Origin of the sequence: Enterococcus eurekensis (assembly GCF_042654605.1) — a bacterium.
In the GTDB taxonomy this organism is placed as follows: Bacteria; Bacillota; Bacilli; order Lactobacillales; family Enterococcaceae; genus Enterococcus_I; species Enterococcus_I eurekensis.
On sequence record NZ_JBHSGT010000035.1, the window covers coordinates 1 to 16092 of the forward strand.

The window sequence follows — 16092 nt, forward strand, 5'->3', positions numbered from 1 at the left end:
GAAACAAAATAGACTGTTATAACAAGGTTTTTGAAGCTTTTTTGAAAAATTATGAATTATTCAGGTTATAGTATAACCTCTTATATATTTGCACTATTTGAACTTTTTTATTTTATATCATTAAACATACTCGGATTGTAAAACAATAAATTAAACTTTCTTTCAACCTGTAAGGACATCTAGATTCAATATCAGTACATTCATTAATAATACTATTTAAAAAAGACACCCCTCATTAAATTAACGAGAAGTGTCCTTGCTATCTATTTATTATTATTTAGAAATCTCTGTAACCATTCCTGAACCAACCGTGCGTCCACCTTCACGAATTGAGAAAGTTGTACCTTTTTCAATTGCAACTGGATGGATTAATTCCACATCAATTGCCACGTTATCGCCAGGCATAACCATTTCTGTGCCATCACCTAAACGAATATTACCGGTAACATCGGTTGTTCTTAAGTAAAATTGTGGTCGATAATTATTAAAGAATGGAGTATGACGACCGCCTTCTTCTTTGCTAAGCACATAGATTTCTGCTTTGAAATTCGTATGTGGTGTGATAGAACCCGGTTTGGCAATTACTTGACCACGTTCAACTTCATCTCTCGTTATCCCTCTTAACAATAGCCCTACGTTATCGCCCGCTTCTCCACGATCCAACGTTTTACGAAACATTTCAATTCCAGTCACAATCGCTTTTTTCGTTTCTTTTTTAATTCCAACGATTTCTACTTCATCGCCTACACTAACAGCCCCTCTTTCGATACGACCAGAAACAACCGTACCACGACCTGAAATTGAGTATACATCTTCAACTGATAACAGCAATGGTTTGTCTGTTTCACGAACCGGTGTTGGAATGTAAGTATCTACCGTATCCATTAATTCCATGATTGCAGCTTCTGCATCAGGATCACCTTGAATCGCTTTTAAAGCAGAACCTTTGATAATTGGGGTGTCATCACCTGGAAAATCGTATTCAGAAAGTAAATCACGTACTTCCATTTCAACTAAATCAATTAATTCATCATCATCCACTAGATCCGTTTTATTTAAGAAGACAACTAAATATTTAACACCAACTTGACGGGATAACAAAATGTGTTCTCTCGTTTGTGGCATTGGACCATCTGTTGCGGAAACAACTAAGATTGCACCGTCCATTTGAGCCGCACCGGTAATCATATTTTTAACATAATCCGCGTGTCCTGGGGCATCGATATGTGCATAGTGTCTTTTTTCTGTTTCGTATTCAACGTGTGACGCATTAATTGTAATCCCACGCTCACGTTCTTCTGGAGCGCCGTCAATACTTGCGTAGTCTTGAGGGTTTGCTAGGCCTTTTTTAGCTAGCACACTCGTAATCGCAGCGGTCAAAGTTGTTTTTCCGTGATCGACGTGTCCAATTGTTCCAATGTTTACATGCTCTTTGGTTCTTTCAAAATGTTGTTTTGCCATAGCGCAAACCTCCTATAATCGTTGTACAAAAATCAATGGTTAAGAAATAACTGACCATCTTTGACCTTTGTGTAATTATCATACTCCCTTTACTTTTTAACCGCAAATAATACGCTCAATCGATTGATCCAAGCTCTGGGTTTTTCATTTCTCTATTCAAAAATTTAAGGTATACTATAAAAGAACAAGCGCTTCGCTTGAACCCTCAACAAAGTAGGTGAACCCCTTGGGTAAATATCAATTAGATTCAAAAGGCAAAGCATCGGTTGCCAAATTTCACGAAAAGAACGTTCCTGAAAAAATGGACAAAAATCAACGCATTAAAGAACTTCGTGAACAACATTTAAAAAAAGCGGCTCTTAAAAAGAAGCCAATCAATAATTAAAACAAAAGACGTCCCAACAAACACACTGACTAAAATGGTGCGCTGCTTGTTGAGACGTCTTTTTATTTCGATGTTAACGAATGCCTTGTAAAAGCCATTTTGTCCGAAAACGGAAATCTTTTAGTAACTCTGCAGTTGTCCACTGATTAACAATAAAATCAGTCAAAGCGTCCATCACTAAGGCCATAATAAAATATAAAAAACTAAGGGCTTCGTCTGCGTCACTAATGTTAAACTGATTTTGGGCAAGCAAGGCTTTCCATTGTTTAATCATCGATGATTCCTCTGGTAATGGTTCACGCTTTGTATTCGATAAAAGATTCGTTTGGGTGCATAACTTTAACTTTTTCCAATTTTCATCATTTGTATCTAGCTCACTGCACCACTCAAGGTAACGTTCGATTCCTGCAAAAAAATCACTTTGATCTTTATAAATAAATGTTAAAATATCTCCATGAATTTGTTTCGCACTTTCACGAACGGTATATAAATAAGCATCTTCTAAATCAAGGAAATATTTGTAAAAAGCCCCTCGTGAAATTTCCGTTGCTTCAACAATTTGCGAAACTTTAATTTGGCTAACGGGTTGATTATAAAAAATATCCAATAAAACAGTATCCATTTTTTTACGTTTCTCTGGTTTCAGGTGAAAAAAAGTTGGACTAGGCATTTATTTTTTTCCTCCTCTTACTCAACGAGCGATTATTATTCTCTCTATTATAAACGTTTTAGACGGTTTTATCACCCGTTTCAAGCCATTTAAAAGCATATCTTATTTTTCTTCGATTAACTGACCATCTTCCATGCGATAAACGCGATCACTCCATTGAATCATTCGAGCATCGTGCGTTACCATCACCGTTGCTTTCTTTTTCTCATGGGCTTCTTTCACCAACAACTTTACGACTTCATAGGCATGATCGGTATCTAAGCTAGCCGTTGGTTCATCAGCTAAAATCAAGCTTGGGTTATTAAATAAGGCACGTCCAATTGCCACTCGTTGGCGTTCACCACCAGATAAATCACGTGGATATTTTTCCTGTAAATCCAAAATATCTAATGATGATAGCAGCTCTTCGATGCGTTCTTTTTCTCGTTTTGTGCCAGAAACTTTATCGACCAAATAAAATTGTTCTTTAACCTTTAAAAAAGGAATTAGGTTCGAACTTTGTAAAATAAAGCCAATATCTTTAAAACGTAACTTCGCCCGTTGTTTTTCATTTAGACGGCTAAAGTTGGTTTGATTGATCATAATTTCACCAGATGTCGGATTTTGTAAGCCACCTGCAATTGTTAAAAAGGTGCTTTTTCCTGAACCTGATGGTCCGATAATACTTATAAACTCGCCTTCTTTCACCCGAAAATCAAGGCCTTTAAGTGCGGTCACTTCTGTTTTATCTTTACCAAAAGTTTTAACAATTTGATTCATTACAAGTACGTCTTTCATTTGATTACCCTCCTATTGCTGAAATTGGATCAACTTTTGTGACTGTACGAATTGAAAACAGACCACCTAAAACAGCGACTACGATTAAGATACCGCTATACAAGAACCACTGCATTAAATCAAAAGCAAATGGCATCGCACTTGGTAAAATGAGGCTCGTTCCATAAGCTGCAGCAAAAGCAAGGAAGACTCCAATTAAGCCGACAATAAATGATTGTCCGATAATTGATTTTGCAATGAAACTTGTTCGAATCCCTTGAGCTTTCATAACGCCAAAAATCGCGGTTTTTTGTAAGGTAATCACGTACATAAAGATGCCGACAATCGCTGTGGCAATCACAAACAAGAAGTAAATCATTGAATTCAAAGTTAGATTTTGGGCAGAAAAACCTGGTAAGTTTTCAATAAAATCAACAGTTGTTAACTGACTTAATTCCGTTCCGCTCGTATTATCTAACGTTGCATTTGCTTCTTTAGCAACGACAATATTGATTGGTTTCTCATCATCTGATGCAAAAGGTTGGGTGTTGTATTTTAATTTTGTCCAAGTATCTAATGATGTATAGACTACCGGTGTCACAGTATAAAAGGTCTCAGGGAAAATACCGACAATCGTCATTTTTTCCTCGGAACGACCAATTTTGATTTGATCGCCTACCTCAAATCCTTCTTCAGCTAAATTTTTAGAAATAATAATTTCATCTTCGGCGGTAAACGAACGACCTTCTATGACTTTCGGTAATAAAAAGGCATCTTCTTCGGTACCAAAAATCGAAGTATTGATTTTTTCGCCATCGCCAATCACGACACTACTATATAAGCCAATACTCGCTTTATTTTTAGCCTCCACACGCTCAATATCACCTCTGGTTAATTGCGAAGCCGCAAACATATCATTGGCATCCTCAGACAATACGACGGTTTGCGCATCCCAATCGACAATCACTTGTTTAAATTCCCAGTTCAAACCGGTTGCTAAGCCCGATAAAATAAAAACAACGTAAGCAATCAAAAACATTATTCCTATAATCAAACTGTATCTTAATTTCGAATATCTCATTTCTTTTAATGCTAGAAACATCATGCGAACCCCCTAATAATATTAGTGACGACTTGTCACTTTTGAATAATAGCACACCAAGTGACACTTTGTCACTTGAGAAGTTTTAAAAATCTAAATTTTTTCTCTCATTCATTTTTTTATTAAATATTAAAAATCTGCTACAATAATAGAAAAGGCTTTCACTAAAAAACCAATGAAGTGGAGAGACGTTTTTTGAAATTAAAGGTAACGAAGTGGGTCATGCTTGTTGCAATTGCTATCGGTATTGTTGGTTATTTTTGGTTTAAGGATCTCGGTCTTTCATATTGCATGATTTCTTTATCTCTTGTAGTCACAACGGTACGAATCATTGAAATGATAAAAATAAAAGAGGAATAACGCTTCTTTTTTGCATGAAAGCATTAAAGAAGCGTTATTTATTGAAAGCTTTTTCATTCTTAACGTCTCTTTTCCCACTAAGAATCCTTTTCACAAAATAAATCCTTTTCTTTTAAAATTTAATGCGCTTTCTTTCACATTCTAGTGTATACTAAAGCAGTTAGATAAAATAATAAAGGAGAGAAGTTTTTATGGAACAAATGCTAGTAAACAGCAAAAAACTGAAAAACAGATGGTTAATCGCACTCTCCGGAGTCATGTTACACTTATCCATCGGTTCCGCTTATGCGTGGAGTATTTACACAAATCCAATCCAACAATCCAGTAATTGGTCTGAAGGGCAAATCTCATTTGCATTTAGTTTAGCTATTTTTTGTTTAGGCTTTTCAGCAGCATTTATGGGTCATTTGACTGACAAATACGGTCCGCGTATGACCGGAACAATCTCAGCAATTTTCTTTGGAACAGGGATTGCGCTAACGGGTTTTGCAATTAGCATTACCTCATTACCGTTGCTTTATTTAAGCTATGGTTTAATCGGGGGAATTGGTTTAGGGACCGGATATGTGACACCGGTTTCAACAATGATGGCTTGGTTCCCAGATCGTCCAGGCTTAGCAACAGGAATGGCAATTATGGGATTTGGTTTTGCGACATTAATCACAACACCTATTGCTGAAGCATTAATGTCAACTGTCGGGTTGATCAATACGTTCTATGTTTTGGGTGCTAGCTACTTCATCATTATGTTCCTTTCAGCCCAATATTTAGAAAAACCACCTGTTGGTTGGGTACCTGAAGGATTCAAAGAAGATAAAACTAAAAAAGAAGATAAAACTAAAACAAGTGGTCCGGCATACACTGCCAATGAAGCAGTTAAAACAAAACGCTTTTGGATGTTATGGACAATGCTCTTCATTAACATCACTTGTGGTATTGCTATTATTTCTGCCGCAGCACCGCTTGCTCAAAAATCAACTGGTATGACAGCTGGTCTGGCTGCCACAATGGTAGCGATTATGGGTATTTTCAATGGCGGAGGTCGTTTTGTCTGGGCAACAGTTTCGGACTATATCGGTCGCCCAAATGTCTTTACGGCTTACTTTGTCATTGATGTGGTTGCCTTAATTACCCTTTACTTTACAAGTTCACCAATTGCCTTTATCATTTTGATTTGCATCATTATGACTTGCTATGGTGGAGGTTTCTCAGCTGTTCCAGCCTATGTCAGTGACATTTTCGGTAACAAATCTGTTGCCAGCATCCACGGTTATATTTTAACTGCGTGGGCAATGGCAGGTATGGCAGGTCCGTTATTACTTTCTTGGATCACGGATATATCTGGTTCGTATGCAACAGCCATGCTTGTTTTTGCTGCAATGTCAGCCGTCGCACTTGTCTTATCATTAGTGATTCGTCGTGACATCGCGAAACATGCGGTTAAATAATTTAAAACGTAAGAGAGCTTTTAACAGCTCTCTTTTTTCGTACAAAAAACAGATCAATCGCTAGGATTCACCTGTTTTCGTTTTTTATTGAATATAGCTCATAACCATCACATAACGATTCTCTTCTTGTGGACCCACCGTAATCTGTAAAATCGCACCATCGTACGAACCAAAAATCGCCCACGTTTCTTCCTCATCGCTACTTTGTTCGGTCACTTCCGTCACACCAAGTTCTTTGACTAAATCTTGATAAAAAGCTTTGACTTCTTCATAAGAATTTTTTGTAGCATAACCAATTGTAAATTCCCGACTATCTTCACCGCCATTTGAAATTTCAGTTAAATCCATGACATCATCCATTAAAAATTCCTCTTTGTCGATTGCCGATTTCCCTGATTCTTTATCATCATTCTCTTTTTCTTCGGCAGCAGCTGGCATTTCTTCTGATTGCTCTTCCATCATTTCTGAAGAATCCGCTACGGGTACACTACTTGGCGGGCTTTCGTTTTTAGCACAAGAACTTAGTAAAAAAAGACTTAAGACGGAACTAACCATGATTACTCTTTTCAATTTTTCATCCTCCACTCAATAAACAAACACAGGTAACTGGGCATCATCATTAACGTTTCACAAACATTTTAGCACAATGGTTTGATGGTTAATAACTTTATGCCTGGTTTTTTCACAAACTTTTTTTGTTTATCGAATAATTCCTAAATTGAATACGAATCGATAGTTCGATATTCTATTGCTAACGCCTCTTTCACTGCCGGACGTTCGTTTATTCGTTTAGCCCAAGCCATTAGATTTTGGTAGTTTTTGACTTGTAAGAACTCATCCGCGGAACCATACAACTCTCCCAAAGCTAAACGACCGTACCAAGGCCAAATGACCATATCAGCAATTGAATAGCTCTCTCCTAAAATATAGTCGCGAGTGGCTAAATGTTTATCTAGTAAATCAAGCTGACGTTTTACTTCCATCGTATAACGGTCAATCGGATACTCTTGAGCAAATGGCGCATAATGATAAAAATGCCCAAAGCCTCCTCCAAGAAAAGGGGCTGCACCCGTTTGCCAAAACAACCAATTCATCATTTCTGTTTTCTTAGACAATGTCGTTGGTATAAACTTTTGAAATTTCTCTGCTAAATATAGTAAAATCGAAGCCGATTCGAAAACTGTGATTGGTGGTTCAACGGAGTAATCGACCATCGCTGGAATTTTTGAATTGGGATTGATGTTCACAAAATCACTACCAAACTGTTCACCTTTTGAGATATCAATTTTATATAAATCATACGCGGCTTCCTCTACTCCAACTGCCTTCAATTCTTCAAGCATGATCGCGACCTTTATTCCATTTGGAGTTCCCAATGAATAAACTTGTAAGGGCTTGTCACCGATCGGAAGATGTTGTTCAAAACGACTGCCTGCAACTGACTGATTCCCTAAAGGACTTTCTTTGGCTGGATCGACTTCCCAAATTTTAGGAATTTGGTATTCTGACATAAAAAAACGCCTCCTTTTCTATTTAGTATAGATTGTTAACGTTTATCTGACAAGGAAATGCCCTTCAAAGTTTAATTCACCAAGCCATAGATTATTAATAAATATCAGTTAATTTCTCTTCCACATTTCAATTATTTGTCACCCCCTACCACATCAAAAGCCAGACTTTTTGTTATACTAGTCTTAACAACTAACAGGAGGTCTGTCATGCAAATTCGTACCATTCAAATAAATGATTTTCCAGATGTCGCTGTATTGATTCGAGAAGCTTTTACACCTACGGATTTTGGTTACGGCAATGAAGCCGAACTGGTTGAAAAATTCGACTCAGTAAAGAATATGTCCCTACGCTTGAGCTTGTTGCACCCGAAAAAGAGCAGATTGTCGGTTATGGCTTATTAAGTGAAGTTCAAATTATCAATAACAAACAAAACTTAACTGGCTTGGTTTTAGCACCGTTAGCCATTGATCCCAATTACCAAAAACAAGACATTGGCAAACAATTAATGTACGAACTAGAGGCATGGGCAAAACAATTAGGCTATCCTTTTATTAGTATTCTTGGACATCCAACATATTATGCCCAATTCGGTTATCTCCCTGCTCAAAATTATCAAGTAACCGCCCCTTTTGAAGTCCCTGCTGAAGTCTTCATGCTAAAAGTGCTTACTAGTGATTGTTTGAAGAACATCCGCGGCACCTTACAATATTCAAGTGCCTTTGATTAGTAAAAAGCAATTGGTCTACGGATCAATTGCTTTTTTTCACTTTCTCCCTAACAGTAAACTCATCCTTATCGTCTTGTTTTTAGCGATAGGGAGTTCTTAATCAACATAGCTTTTACAAACTAATGAATGGCTGGACTGTTAATTGTAAACCTTTTCAAAATATTGCATTTCCTTTACAACGTTACAAGAATGTTTGTTTTATTAATCGAAACTAACAATCCTATATATGAATCCGTATGGTTTGACCAGGAAAAGTGTTTTACGTTACCCTTGTTATAGATGGAAGGTGGTCTATGACTCATTTCAATGCACAGTGCAATGATTAAGCAAATCATTGCTCCAAAAAATAACAGTCTTGGAGGTTATCTTTATGTATAAGAAGCAATTTGGCTTACTTACGATAAGTCTAGGAACACTATTTGTTTTAGGAGCATGTAGTAATCAAATACCCTCAGGTGACTCAAATGGTACGTCTCCCAGTTCAACAGCAACTAGTAATGAAATGAATGAAATTAATGGAATGAGTAGTATGAGTAGTGAAATGGAAGAAATGAATCACGAAGGTGAAGTACCTTCAGGAATGGTTGAAGCGAGTGACCCAGAATTTCCAGTTGGGACGAAAGTTACTGTATTGACCGATCATATGCCAGGTATGCAAGATGCTCAAGCTGAAATCGTTGGTGCATATGACACAACCATCTATGAAGTTAGTTATGAACCCACTACCGGTGGTGAAAAAGTTATGAATCACAAATGGGTTGTTCAAGAAGAATTAGAAGACACAAAAACAATCGCTAAAGCAGGCGAGACCGTTACGCTAAAAGCCGACCATATGGCTGGTATGAATGGTGCAAAGGCAACCGTTGAATTTGCACTTACGGATACCGTTTATGTGATTGATTATGTTCCGTCAGACGGTGGTGAACCGGTCAAAAACCATATGTGGGTCACCAGTGATGAACTTAGCTTAGATGAAACTCCATAAAAAATCGCTCCTCCCCCCTCTTTTTAGCGATATTTTTTTTATAAAGACACGCTGTAGAATAATTTTTATTAGCCAAAATTCAAAAGATCAAAAACAACAAGCCACTCCTTCCCTCTGGCTCGTTGTTTTTTTTATTCACAAAAATAAATCACTAATAAGTTAACCTTTACCATTGTAAAAGCTTTCACTACATGATATTATGTGAATAATAATACAAATAAGTTTTTTTTAGGAGGCTATTATGAAAAAGACCCATCTATCTGCAGTTATTCTTTTAACAAGTTTTGCTTTAGCAGCTTGTAGTCCGGATGCTCCCCAATCAGGTGACTCTTCTACGGTCGAAAGTTCTCAAGTTCAATCCGAAGTAAGCCAAAGTTCCGAAACAAGTGAAACAAATATCACAATCGCAACTGGTAAAGACACTGAAACAACCATTCCAGCGGCGGGCACACTTGTTATGCGCCAATTATACACTGCTCCCCATGGGACAAAATCCTTTGCTGCAGTTAATGTTTTAATGAATGGCGATAAAATTGTGGATGCTCATTTAGATGAATTCCAATATTTAACTCCTGGTGACTTCACCGGTGTACCGAATTCAGATGGCGGATTTGGCGAATCGTTTCCAGCAGATACTGTTTTAGCGAGCAAAGAACAAAATGATGCGGCCTATTCTAAAATGATGGCTGATAAAGCACAAGCAACGCAAACATGGCAACAAAGCATCACAGCGATTACTGACTTTACAAAAGGTAAAACTGTTGCTGAATTAGAAGAAACAATTAAAGCCTTAGAAGGCCTTAGTGAAGGTGAAAGTCCAGCCGATGTCATTTCTGGGGCAACATTTACCGACTCACTAGGTTACTTACAATCAATTATTGATGCTGCAACAGAAGGTGCCGTTTCAATTGGTGCCGAAACAACTGCTACTGATTTTAAAACAGCACAACTCCTAGGTGCGCCACATGGTGATAAATCATTTGCGATGACAACCGTAGCCCTAGATGGCGATAAAATCGCAGCCGTCTTTATGGATGAGTTCCAGTACGTTGACTTAGCAACCTTTGGCGGTGTACCAAACTCAGATAGCGACTTTGGTCAAGGCGTAGCTGACGGTGTTGTCTTAGCATCAAAAATCGCAAACAATGAGGCCTATTCTAAAATGATGGCTGAAAAAGGTGGTTCCACTAACACCTACGCTGCTAATATGAAAGCCATTCAAGATTTCACAATTGGAAAAACAATTGCTGAATTAGAAGCAACAATCGGTGAACTTGATGCTCTAGGAGAAAAAGATAGCCCAGCAGATGTGATTTCTGGTGCAACTTTCTCAGACTCTAAAGGTTATTTACAAGCGATTATCGATACCGCAAAAACAGCTGAATAACAACAAAAAACTTGTGGGAAATCTTCCTTACAAGTTTTTTTGTCGTTATTTTTAAACGGTTAATTCGAGTTGATTACCTTCTGGATCAAGTGCCACATTCTCATAATACCCATCGCCTGTTATTCTTGGACCATTAATAATTTGATAGCCATCCTTTTTTAATTGATTCGTCAATTTATCAACTTTTTCTTTACTTCCCAACGCGAACGCCAAATGCGCAAAACCTAATGGATATAAATTATTTTCTCCTGAAACTTCTGGTCGTGTCATAATTTCTAAACGTGCACCATTTGTAAAAGAAATAAAATACGATTGAAAACGAGTCTTTTCATTTTGATATTTTCCACCAGCAACACCATTAAAATACGTTTCATAAAACCGACGTGCGCCCTCTAAATCTTTAACGAATAAGCCAATATGTTCGATTTTTACAAGATGGCCTCCTTTTTCTCTAGTTTATCATAAAGCAACCTAAAAGTAGTCTTCTTTCATCCTGTACTTTAATCTTAGAATTGCTCTTCTCCGTTTATTAAATCTTTCTGTTTTTTCACTGTTCCCCTCGTTAATTTTCTGCTTTTTTGCTAATCTTAAGATGAACGAATACAAATTGAATTCACTTCTTCTTAAAGTGAAAAGAAAGAAGGTATCATCATGGAAAATTATACGTTGGAAAACAAGAATCAGTTTACGGTTGTTGGTGTTGGTATTGAATTAAAAAGTCCCTATACCGATTTTGCTGGCATAGCCAAAGAGAAACAAACTTTTGATGAAGAAAGTCAGGCAAACGGACTGATTGATAAGTTACGGAAAATTGCTAACAATGATTTCTTTTTTACCGTTAATGAAGCCTATGACAATAAAATGATGTATTACCTTGGGGTAGAGAGCGATGAGAGTATCCCTGAAGTGACGCGTGTGATTCAGTTCCCTGAAGGAATGTACGTTATCGTCTCTGGAGAAGCTACTTCACCCGAAGAACTACGTCAAACATTAACTGGCATGGCTTTTGGTCAAGTTCTTGGCCAAATGAACGATTATCATTATGTCGGCGGTCCGAATGCCGTTGTTGAAATGGGCCAAAAAAATGGGAAATTCACTGGTGAAATGTGGATTCCTGTTATCAAAAAAGAAAAAAGTGAATGAAACAAGAGGCTATGATATTTAAATCATAGCCTCTTGTTTCATTATATGAATATTTGATTGATCAACGGATGAAAAAAGTTTGCTCATCCAAAACTAGAATAAATTCAAGTAATTGAAAAAAACAACTTTTTTAACATCTCTTTCTGCATGTTATTTTGCTTGAATATTTTTTATCCCAAAAGCTTCCAAAATTTCTTGAACGCAGATTGGCCGATTATCAAGCTCAATCGTTGGCCTATAATAATCGTCTTCACGAATAAAAAAACCGTCTGCTTCACAACCAATTGAATTACCTGTTGGTAAAATCGGGTAAACTTCTTGGTTTTTTAAACAGATTTTCAAAATAGGAACTTGAATCACATCTGCGATTGAATGCGGCATATTCACGTGCATCACAGCATCGGTTTCGTCAAAAGGTGTATAGTAAAAAAGTTGATTTAAACCATATGCACCCAACTTCACCTCTTTTTCGCTCACATGAACCGGTGATGCAAAAACCATAAAACGTTTTTCCTCATTAAAAAAATGTGAAATTTCATCCACTGGTGGTTCTTGCGTAAAGATTGGATAAGATAAGTACGGATAATCTTCTAACCACATATGGTCAATGTCACTAACTGCGATTCCTTTTTGAATATTTTCAAGTGGTAAAATATGCCCTTTATGATAAATTTTGAATAACTCCGTGCCATATTGATCAAATAATTGTTTTTCAATTTTAATTCTATTCATGAATCTGACGTGCTCTCCTCTAACTTTGCAATCTGCTAATACTCTAAGATAATTGTATGCTAAGTTAGCTTACATAGCAATCACTTGTCATCAGCCCTTTAAAATTTGGTGCACGATTTTTTGTAACTCTGGCACAATTTGGGTTTCAAAATCGGGGTTCCTATTTAACCATCGAAAATTTAATGGCGACGGATGTGGAATTGGAAAATATTTTGGTAAATACTCTTGATACGCCTTCACTGTTGCTGTCATCGTTTTTTTTACTTCTTTTTTCAAATAAGCTTTTTGCGCATAACTCCCAATTAATACAATTAATTCAACTTCCGGCATTTCTTTTAAAAGTAATGGATGCCATTTTTCAAAAAATCCAGGGCGTGGTGGTAAATCTCCTGTTTTCGCTTTGCCTGGGAAATAAAAATCTAGTGGTAAAACAGCAATCTCACCGGTTTCATAAAAAGTTTCTTCAGACACGTTTAACCATTTTCGTAAACGATCACCACTTTGATCACGAAAAACATCTCGCCTCAACTGTGTTTTAATCCCTGGTGCTTGCCCAATCAAAACAATTTTTGTGTTTGGTGTGGCACTAAAAATTGGAGTCCAGCCTTTTTCGGTCATTTCTTTATTTTCTGGGTCATTGATAACTGCTTGTCGAATCGCTTCGATGGTCATTTTCCTCACCCTTTCAATGGCTCGTCACGTATCGTTTACGCGAGCGTATTCAGCCATTCAATTAATAGTTGACTAATGATTGCTTGTTGCTCTTCATTTGAAATCGTGGCTTCCTTATCACCTTTTTGTACGCCATAACTACCAAAACCTGCGTGATTACCACCTTCAATTGCTTCATAAATCGTATCTTTCGGTAAATACTGTTTCGCCTCTTCATAGGTTGCTTGATTTAAAACACCATCATTCGTTGCTGTAATCGATAAGACTGGAATTGACGAGTTCGTTAATGCCCCTTTTTCATCCGGATAACTTGCAAAAAAAATCATACCGGCAATTGATTTAGGGTTGGCTGCGATATAACGACTTGCCATGACTCCACCTAAGGAATGTCCGGCCAAAACAAAGGATTGTTCGGGGTGTTTATTTTGAATTTCTTGCGCTCGATTTGGTGCTAAAACGGCTAGGTTTAATGGAAAATGCATTACATACACATCGTAGCCGGCTTGCGCGATTTGCTTGGCCCAAAGACTGTAACTATCTGGTTCGACGAGCCCACCCGGATAGAAAATTAGCCCCAGTGCATTCGCCTCACCACTTGCATAAAAGGTATAATTGTCTTCTTCCTCAGCTTGTTGACTAACGATTTCAGCCTCTTTACTTGCGCCATACGTATTCATATTTATTAGGAGGTACCCTATTATCGTGACGATTCCAATCAGACTTACAATCCAAATAATAATTTTTTTACTTCTATTTTTCTTCATCATCTCGCTCCTTTTCCTCATCATAGAACAAATTGTCGATTCTTTCAAAGAATAAAAACAGTTTTTTCTGTACTTTATGACAGAGCCGTTCTAAAATAAGAGAGAAATCAGAGTAAAGGGGTATGTACACATAAAAAAACAACGGAATAAATCAAATTTATTATTATTATTTCGTTTCGCTATTTGGTCTTTTAATTGCCATTTATCTTTCAGTTAAAGCTTTTAACGAAACTGATTTAGTCAAAAGAGCCTGGTTTCTTGTTTTTCAAGTATTGGTTGGTGTCTTGCTTTGTGCCTTGCCTTTTCTCGTCGAACGGCTATTGAAAATCAAAGCCTCCTCTTTTTTTAAGAAAACTTATTGGCTCTTTATTTTACTTTCGATTTTTTTAGGAACGGGTCTAGCATTTTATCTTAAAGTCCGTTATTGGGACAAATCTTTACATGCTTTTAGTGGGATGATGCTCGTCGTCTTAGGCTTAGGTCTATTGAGCCGTTTAATGCCACGCTTTAAACATCTTTCGACAGCTACGATTTTACTTTTTACTTTCTTTTTTGCGATGACATTGGGTGTCTATTGGGAATTTTACGAATTCACTTTTGATGGGTTGTTAGGCTTAAATATGCAACAATTTGCAACGATTACTGGACGTGATTTGGTTGGACGTCAATCATTGATGGATACCATGGGTGACTTATTCGCCAATGCCATCGGAGCCAGTCTCTTTGTCCTTTATTGTCACTTTAAATTCAAGAAAGAACCGAATTGGCTAGAAATTTTTTATTTTACTGCAAACAAATAAAAGAAGAATGGAGCTGAAACAGTAATTGTTTCGATTCCATTCTTCTTTTTTACTTAAAACTAATTTTATACTCGATAATTTGCACGCGGACCACCCACGTATTTCGGACGTGAACGTAGCGCCGTCACATGCGCTCCACCTAGTTCTTTTTTCGTTGGTCGAACAGGGACTTGCACATGCTTGACGTGCATCCCAATTGCTGTATCACCAATATCAATACCTGCTTGAGCCACAATTGCTTCAACTTCAACTGGATCATCAAAATATTTGAAAGCCGCAACCGAGCAAGCACCACCTGCGGTTAAACTCGGTAAGACTTCTACGATTTCCCAATTGTTTTTTTCAGCGACTGCTCGTTCGACAACTAGCGCCCGATTTAAATGTTCACAACCTTGAACCGCAAGATTGAGGCCTTGTTGGTCCAAACTATTTTTTAACGTTTCGACCACCCATTCGCCAATTTCTTGGCTCGGGAATTTACCGATTTTTTTACCTAAAATTTCACTCGTACTACAACCTAAAACAAAGGTATTTCCCGCTTTTAAGTTCGCTTCTGCCAACACTTCTGTTGTCATTTGAGTTAAGTCTGCTACAAAACTTGCTTTATCCATTATCTTGGACCTTCTTTCATTAAAGGAAAATTGATTTTACGCATTGAGGCAATTAAAAGTAATGTTAGCATTACCCCAAAAACATTTTGAATGACGTTACCAAAAATAGAGGCCACACCGGCTGGCCATGCATACATTAAACCAGTCGCTAACGCGTATCCTATAACCATCACCAAACTCGCTACGACAAAACCGGTGCCATGTAACCATTTGCCACTTTTTTGGAAAAAGTAACCAGCCACGGCTCCTTGTAAGCCATGAATTATAAAAGAAGCAAAGATCCACTGCGGATAACCCGCAAACAAATCAATCATACCGCCACTTAAAGCCCCCACCCAAAAACCACCAAGCGGGCCAAGTAAATAGGCTGCCGTATAAATCCCAACTTCGGCCAGAGTCACGAAGCCATTCGTGGCTGGTACTGGAAAAATAAACAAGAGTGATAATACGACAGTCAATGCCGTCAGCATCGAGATGATAACTAATTGCTTTTGTAATTTCATCTTTGCTCCTCCTCGTATTATATATTTAGAAGCAAATAAAGCTCCTTGAAAACTAAATAAAAATATTTTCATTA

Annotated in this window: 21 protein-coding genes; 9 read left to right on the top strand and 12 right to left on the bottom strand. The window is 37.4% G+C overall.

The genetic code is table 11. The annotated features are described in order from the left end of the window. Nucleotides 1-273: 273 nt before the first annotated feature. Nucleotides 274-1461: an elongation factor Tu gene (gene tuf, locus ACFO3L_RS05120; RefSeq protein WP_379964508.1), complete on the bottom strand. Its 1188-nt coding sequence runs from the start codon at nt 1459-1461 to the stop codon at nt 274-276. Nucleotides 1462-1687: 226 nt separating this feature from the next. Here tuf and ACFO3L_RS05125 point away from each other — a divergent pair, with 226 nt between their 5' ends. Then, nucleotides 1688-1846 (top strand): hypothetical protein, encoded by a 159-nt coding sequence (locus tag ACFO3L_RS05125; RefSeq protein ID WP_379964510.1) that lies wholly within the window; start codon nt 1688-1690, stop codon nt 1844-1846. Nucleotides 1847-1919: 73 nt separating this feature from the next. On the opposite strand, the gene ACFO3L_RS05130 is transcribed toward ACFO3L_RS05125, so the two are convergent. From ACFO3L_RS05130 to ACFO3L_RS05140, 3 genes are all read right to left on the bottom strand, one after another. Then, on the bottom strand, nt 1920-2516 hold the full coding sequence (locus ACFO3L_RS05130) for a TetR/AcrR family transcriptional regulator (RefSeq protein ID WP_379964512.1): 597 nt from the start codon (nt 2514-2516) through the stop codon (nt 1920-1922). 102 nt (nt 2517-2618) lie between these two features. Next, nucleotides 2619-3293 (bottom strand): ABC transporter ATP-binding protein, encoded by a 675-nt coding sequence (locus tag ACFO3L_RS05135; RefSeq protein ID WP_379964514.1) that lies wholly within the window; start codon nt 3291-3293, stop codon nt 2619-2621. 4 nt (nt 3294-3297) lie between these two features. Beyond that, nucleotides 3298-4374, bottom strand: coding sequence for an ABC transporter permease (locus ACFO3L_RS05140; protein WP_379964516.1), 1077 nt, complete (start codon nt 4372-4374; stop codon nt 3298-3300). A gap of 195 nt (nt 4375-4569) precedes the next feature. Here ACFO3L_RS05140 and ACFO3L_RS05145 point away from each other — a divergent pair, with 195 nt between their 5' ends. Both ACFO3L_RS05145 and ACFO3L_RS05150 read left to right on the top strand, forming a co-directional pair. After that, on the top strand, nt 4570-4734 hold the full coding sequence (locus ACFO3L_RS05145) for a hypothetical protein (protein WP_379964518.1): 165 nt from the start codon (nt 4570-4572) through the stop codon (nt 4732-4734). A gap of 191 nt (nt 4735-4925) precedes the next feature. Continuing rightward, nucleotides 4926-6182, top strand: coding sequence for an L-lactate MFS transporter (locus ACFO3L_RS05150; RefSeq protein ID WP_379964520.1), 1257 nt, complete (start codon nt 4926-4928; stop codon nt 6180-6182). Nucleotides 6183-6266: 84 nt separating this feature from the next. Here the strand turns inward: ACFO3L_RS05150 and ACFO3L_RS05155 are convergent, their stop codons facing one another. Beyond that, the gene (locus ACFO3L_RS05155) at nt 6267-6752 is read right to left on the bottom strand and encodes a hypothetical protein (protein WP_379964522.1); all 486 of its coding nucleotides are present in this window, start codon (nt 6750-6752) and stop codon (nt 6267-6269) included. Nucleotides 6753-6895: 143 nt separating this feature from the next. Further along, nucleotides 6896-7693 carry a glutathione-dependent disulfide-bond oxidoreductase gene (gene yghU / locus ACFO3L_RS05160; protein ID WP_379964524.1) on the bottom strand — a complete coding sequence of 266 codons (798 nt, stop codon included), beginning with the start codon at nt 7691-7693 and terminating at the stop codon, nt 6896-6898. Nucleotides 7694-7900: 207 nt separating this feature from the next. Between yghU and ACFO3L_RS05165 the strand changes: the two genes are divergently transcribed. From ACFO3L_RS05165 to ACFO3L_RS05180, 4 genes are all read left to right on the top strand, one after another. After that, on the top strand, nt 7901-8095 hold the full coding sequence (locus ACFO3L_RS05165; RefSeq protein ID WP_379964526.1) for a hypothetical protein: 195 nt from the start codon (nt 7901-7903) through the stop codon (nt 8093-8095). A gap of 11 nt (nt 8096-8106) precedes the next feature. Continuing rightward, nucleotides 8107-8421: a GNAT family N-acetyltransferase gene (locus ACFO3L_RS05170; RefSeq protein WP_379964544.1), complete on the top strand. Its 315-nt coding sequence runs from the start codon at nt 8107-8109 to the stop codon at nt 8419-8421. A gap of 370 nt (nt 8422-8791) precedes the next feature. Beyond that, nucleotides 8792-9406, top strand: coding sequence for a YdhK family protein (locus tag ACFO3L_RS05175; RefSeq protein WP_379964528.1), 615 nt, complete (start codon nt 8792-8794; stop codon nt 9404-9406). A gap of 241 nt (nt 9407-9647) precedes the next feature. Next, nucleotides 9648-10793, top strand: a complete 1146-nt coding sequence (locus ACFO3L_RS05180; protein WP_379964530.1) for a peptidoglycan-binding protein — start codon at nt 9648-9650, stop codon at nt 10791-10793. A 51-nt stretch (nt 10794-10844) separates the two neighbouring features. Here ACFO3L_RS05180 and ACFO3L_RS05185 read toward each other — a convergent pair whose 3' ends face one another. Beyond that, nucleotides 10845-11219 (bottom strand): VOC family protein, encoded by a 375-nt coding sequence (locus ACFO3L_RS05185; protein ID WP_379964546.1) that lies wholly within the window; start codon nt 11217-11219, stop codon nt 10845-10847. A gap of 225 nt (nt 11220-11444) precedes the next feature. Here ACFO3L_RS05185 and ACFO3L_RS05190 point away from each other — a divergent pair, with 225 nt between their 5' ends. Continuing rightward, the gene (locus ACFO3L_RS05190) at nt 11445-11936 is read left to right on the top strand and encodes a GyrI-like domain-containing protein (protein WP_379964532.1); all 492 of its coding nucleotides are present in this window, start codon (nt 11445-11447) and stop codon (nt 11934-11936) included. A gap of 150 nt (nt 11937-12086) precedes the next feature. On the opposite strand, the gene ACFO3L_RS05195 is transcribed toward ACFO3L_RS05190, so the two are convergent. From ACFO3L_RS05195 to ACFO3L_RS05205, 3 genes are all read right to left on the bottom strand, one after another. After that, nucleotides 12087-12668: a hypothetical protein gene (locus ACFO3L_RS05195; RefSeq protein WP_379964534.1), complete on the bottom strand. Its 582-nt coding sequence runs from the start codon at nt 12666-12668 to the stop codon at nt 12087-12089. Between the two features lie 90 nt (nt 12669-12758). Continuing rightward, the gene (locus ACFO3L_RS05200; protein WP_379964536.1) at nt 12759-13340 is read right to left on the bottom strand and encodes a uracil-DNA glycosylase family protein; all 582 of its coding nucleotides are present in this window, start codon (nt 13338-13340) and stop codon (nt 12759-12761) included. A gap of 35 nt (nt 13341-13375) precedes the next feature. Then, nucleotides 13376-14125, bottom strand: coding sequence for an alpha/beta hydrolase (locus ACFO3L_RS05205; RefSeq protein WP_379964548.1), 750 nt, complete (start codon nt 14123-14125; stop codon nt 13376-13378). Nucleotides 14126-14298: 173 nt separating this feature from the next. Between ACFO3L_RS05205 and ACFO3L_RS05210 the strand changes: the two genes are divergently transcribed. Beyond that, entirely contained in the window at nt 14299-14904 is a 606-nt protein-coding gene (locus ACFO3L_RS05210; protein WP_465253949.1) for a DUF2238 domain-containing protein, read from the top strand. 65 nt (nt 14905-14969) lie between these two features. Here ACFO3L_RS05210 and ACFO3L_RS05215 read toward each other — a convergent pair whose 3' ends face one another. Then, nucleotides 14970-15515: a TIGR01440 family protein gene (locus tag ACFO3L_RS05215; RefSeq protein ID WP_379964540.1), complete on the bottom strand. Its 546-nt coding sequence runs from the start codon at nt 15513-15515 to the stop codon at nt 14970-14972. Beyond that, complete coding sequence (locus tag ACFO3L_RS05220) at nt 15515-16018, bottom strand: ECF transporter S component (RefSeq protein ID WP_379964542.1); 504 nt, start codon at nt 16016-16018, stop codon at nt 15515-15517. The genes ACFO3L_RS05215 and ACFO3L_RS05220 overlap by 1 nt, the downstream gene beginning before the upstream one ends. Between the last annotated feature and the right edge of the window lie 74 nt (nt 16019-16092).

What these genes read in the sequence shown, in the direction of transcription:
- tuf (WP_379964508.1), bottom strand. Translation starts at nt 1,461, where the DNA reads ATGGCAAAACAACATTTTGAAAGAACCAAAGAGCATGTAAACATTGGA.
- ACFO3L_RS05130 (WP_379964512.1), bottom strand. Translation starts at nt 2,516, where the DNA reads ATGCCTAGTCCAACTTTTTTTCACCTGAAACCAGAGAAACGTAAAAAA.
- ACFO3L_RS05135 (WP_379964514.1), bottom strand. Translation starts at nt 3,293, where the DNA reads ATGAAAGACGTACTTGTAATGAATCAAATTGTTAAAACTTTTGGTAAA.
- ACFO3L_RS05140 (WP_379964516.1), bottom strand. Translation starts at nt 4,374, where the DNA reads ATGTTTCTAGCATTAAAAGAAATGAGATATTCGAAATTAAGATACAGT.
- ACFO3L_RS05150 (WP_379964520.1), top strand. Translation starts at nt 4,926, where the DNA reads ATGGAACAAATGCTAGTAAACAGCAAAAAACTGAAAAACAGATGGTTA.
- yghU (WP_379964524.1), bottom strand. Translation starts at nt 7,693, where the DNA reads ATGTCAGAATACCAAATTCCTAAAATTTGGGAAGTCGATCCAGCCAAA.
- ACFO3L_RS05165 (WP_379964526.1), top strand. Translation starts at nt 7,901, where the DNA reads ATGCAAATTCGTACCATTCAAATAAATGATTTTCCAGATGTCGCTGTA.
- ACFO3L_RS05175 (WP_379964528.1), top strand. Translation starts at nt 8,792, where the DNA reads ATGTATAAGAAGCAATTTGGCTTACTTACGATAAGTCTAGGAACACTA.
- ACFO3L_RS05180 (WP_379964530.1), top strand. Translation starts at nt 9,648, where the DNA reads ATGAAAAAGACCCATCTATCTGCAGTTATTCTTTTAACAAGTTTTGCT.
- ACFO3L_RS05190 (WP_379964532.1), top strand. Translation starts at nt 11,445, where the DNA reads ATGGAAAATTATACGTTGGAAAACAAGAATCAGTTTACGGTTGTTGGT.
- ACFO3L_RS05195 (WP_379964534.1), bottom strand. Translation starts at nt 12,668, where the DNA reads ATGAATAGAATTAAAATTGAAAAACAATTATTTGATCAATATGGCACG.
- ACFO3L_RS05200 (WP_379964536.1), bottom strand. Translation starts at nt 13,340, where the DNA reads ATGACCATCGAAGCGATTCGACAAGCAGTTATCAATGACCCAGAAAAT.
- ACFO3L_RS05205 (WP_379964548.1), bottom strand. Translation starts at nt 14,125, where the DNA reads ATGAGGAAAAGGAGCGAGATGATGAAGAAAAATAGAAGTAAAAAAATT.
- ACFO3L_RS05215 (WP_379964540.1), bottom strand. Translation starts at nt 15,515, where the DNA reads ATGGATAAAGCAAGTTTTGTAGCAGACTTAACTCAAATGACAACAGAA.
- ACFO3L_RS05220 (WP_379964542.1), bottom strand. Translation starts at nt 16,018, where the DNA reads ATGAAATTACAAAAGCAATTAGTTATCATCTCGATGCTGACGGCATTG.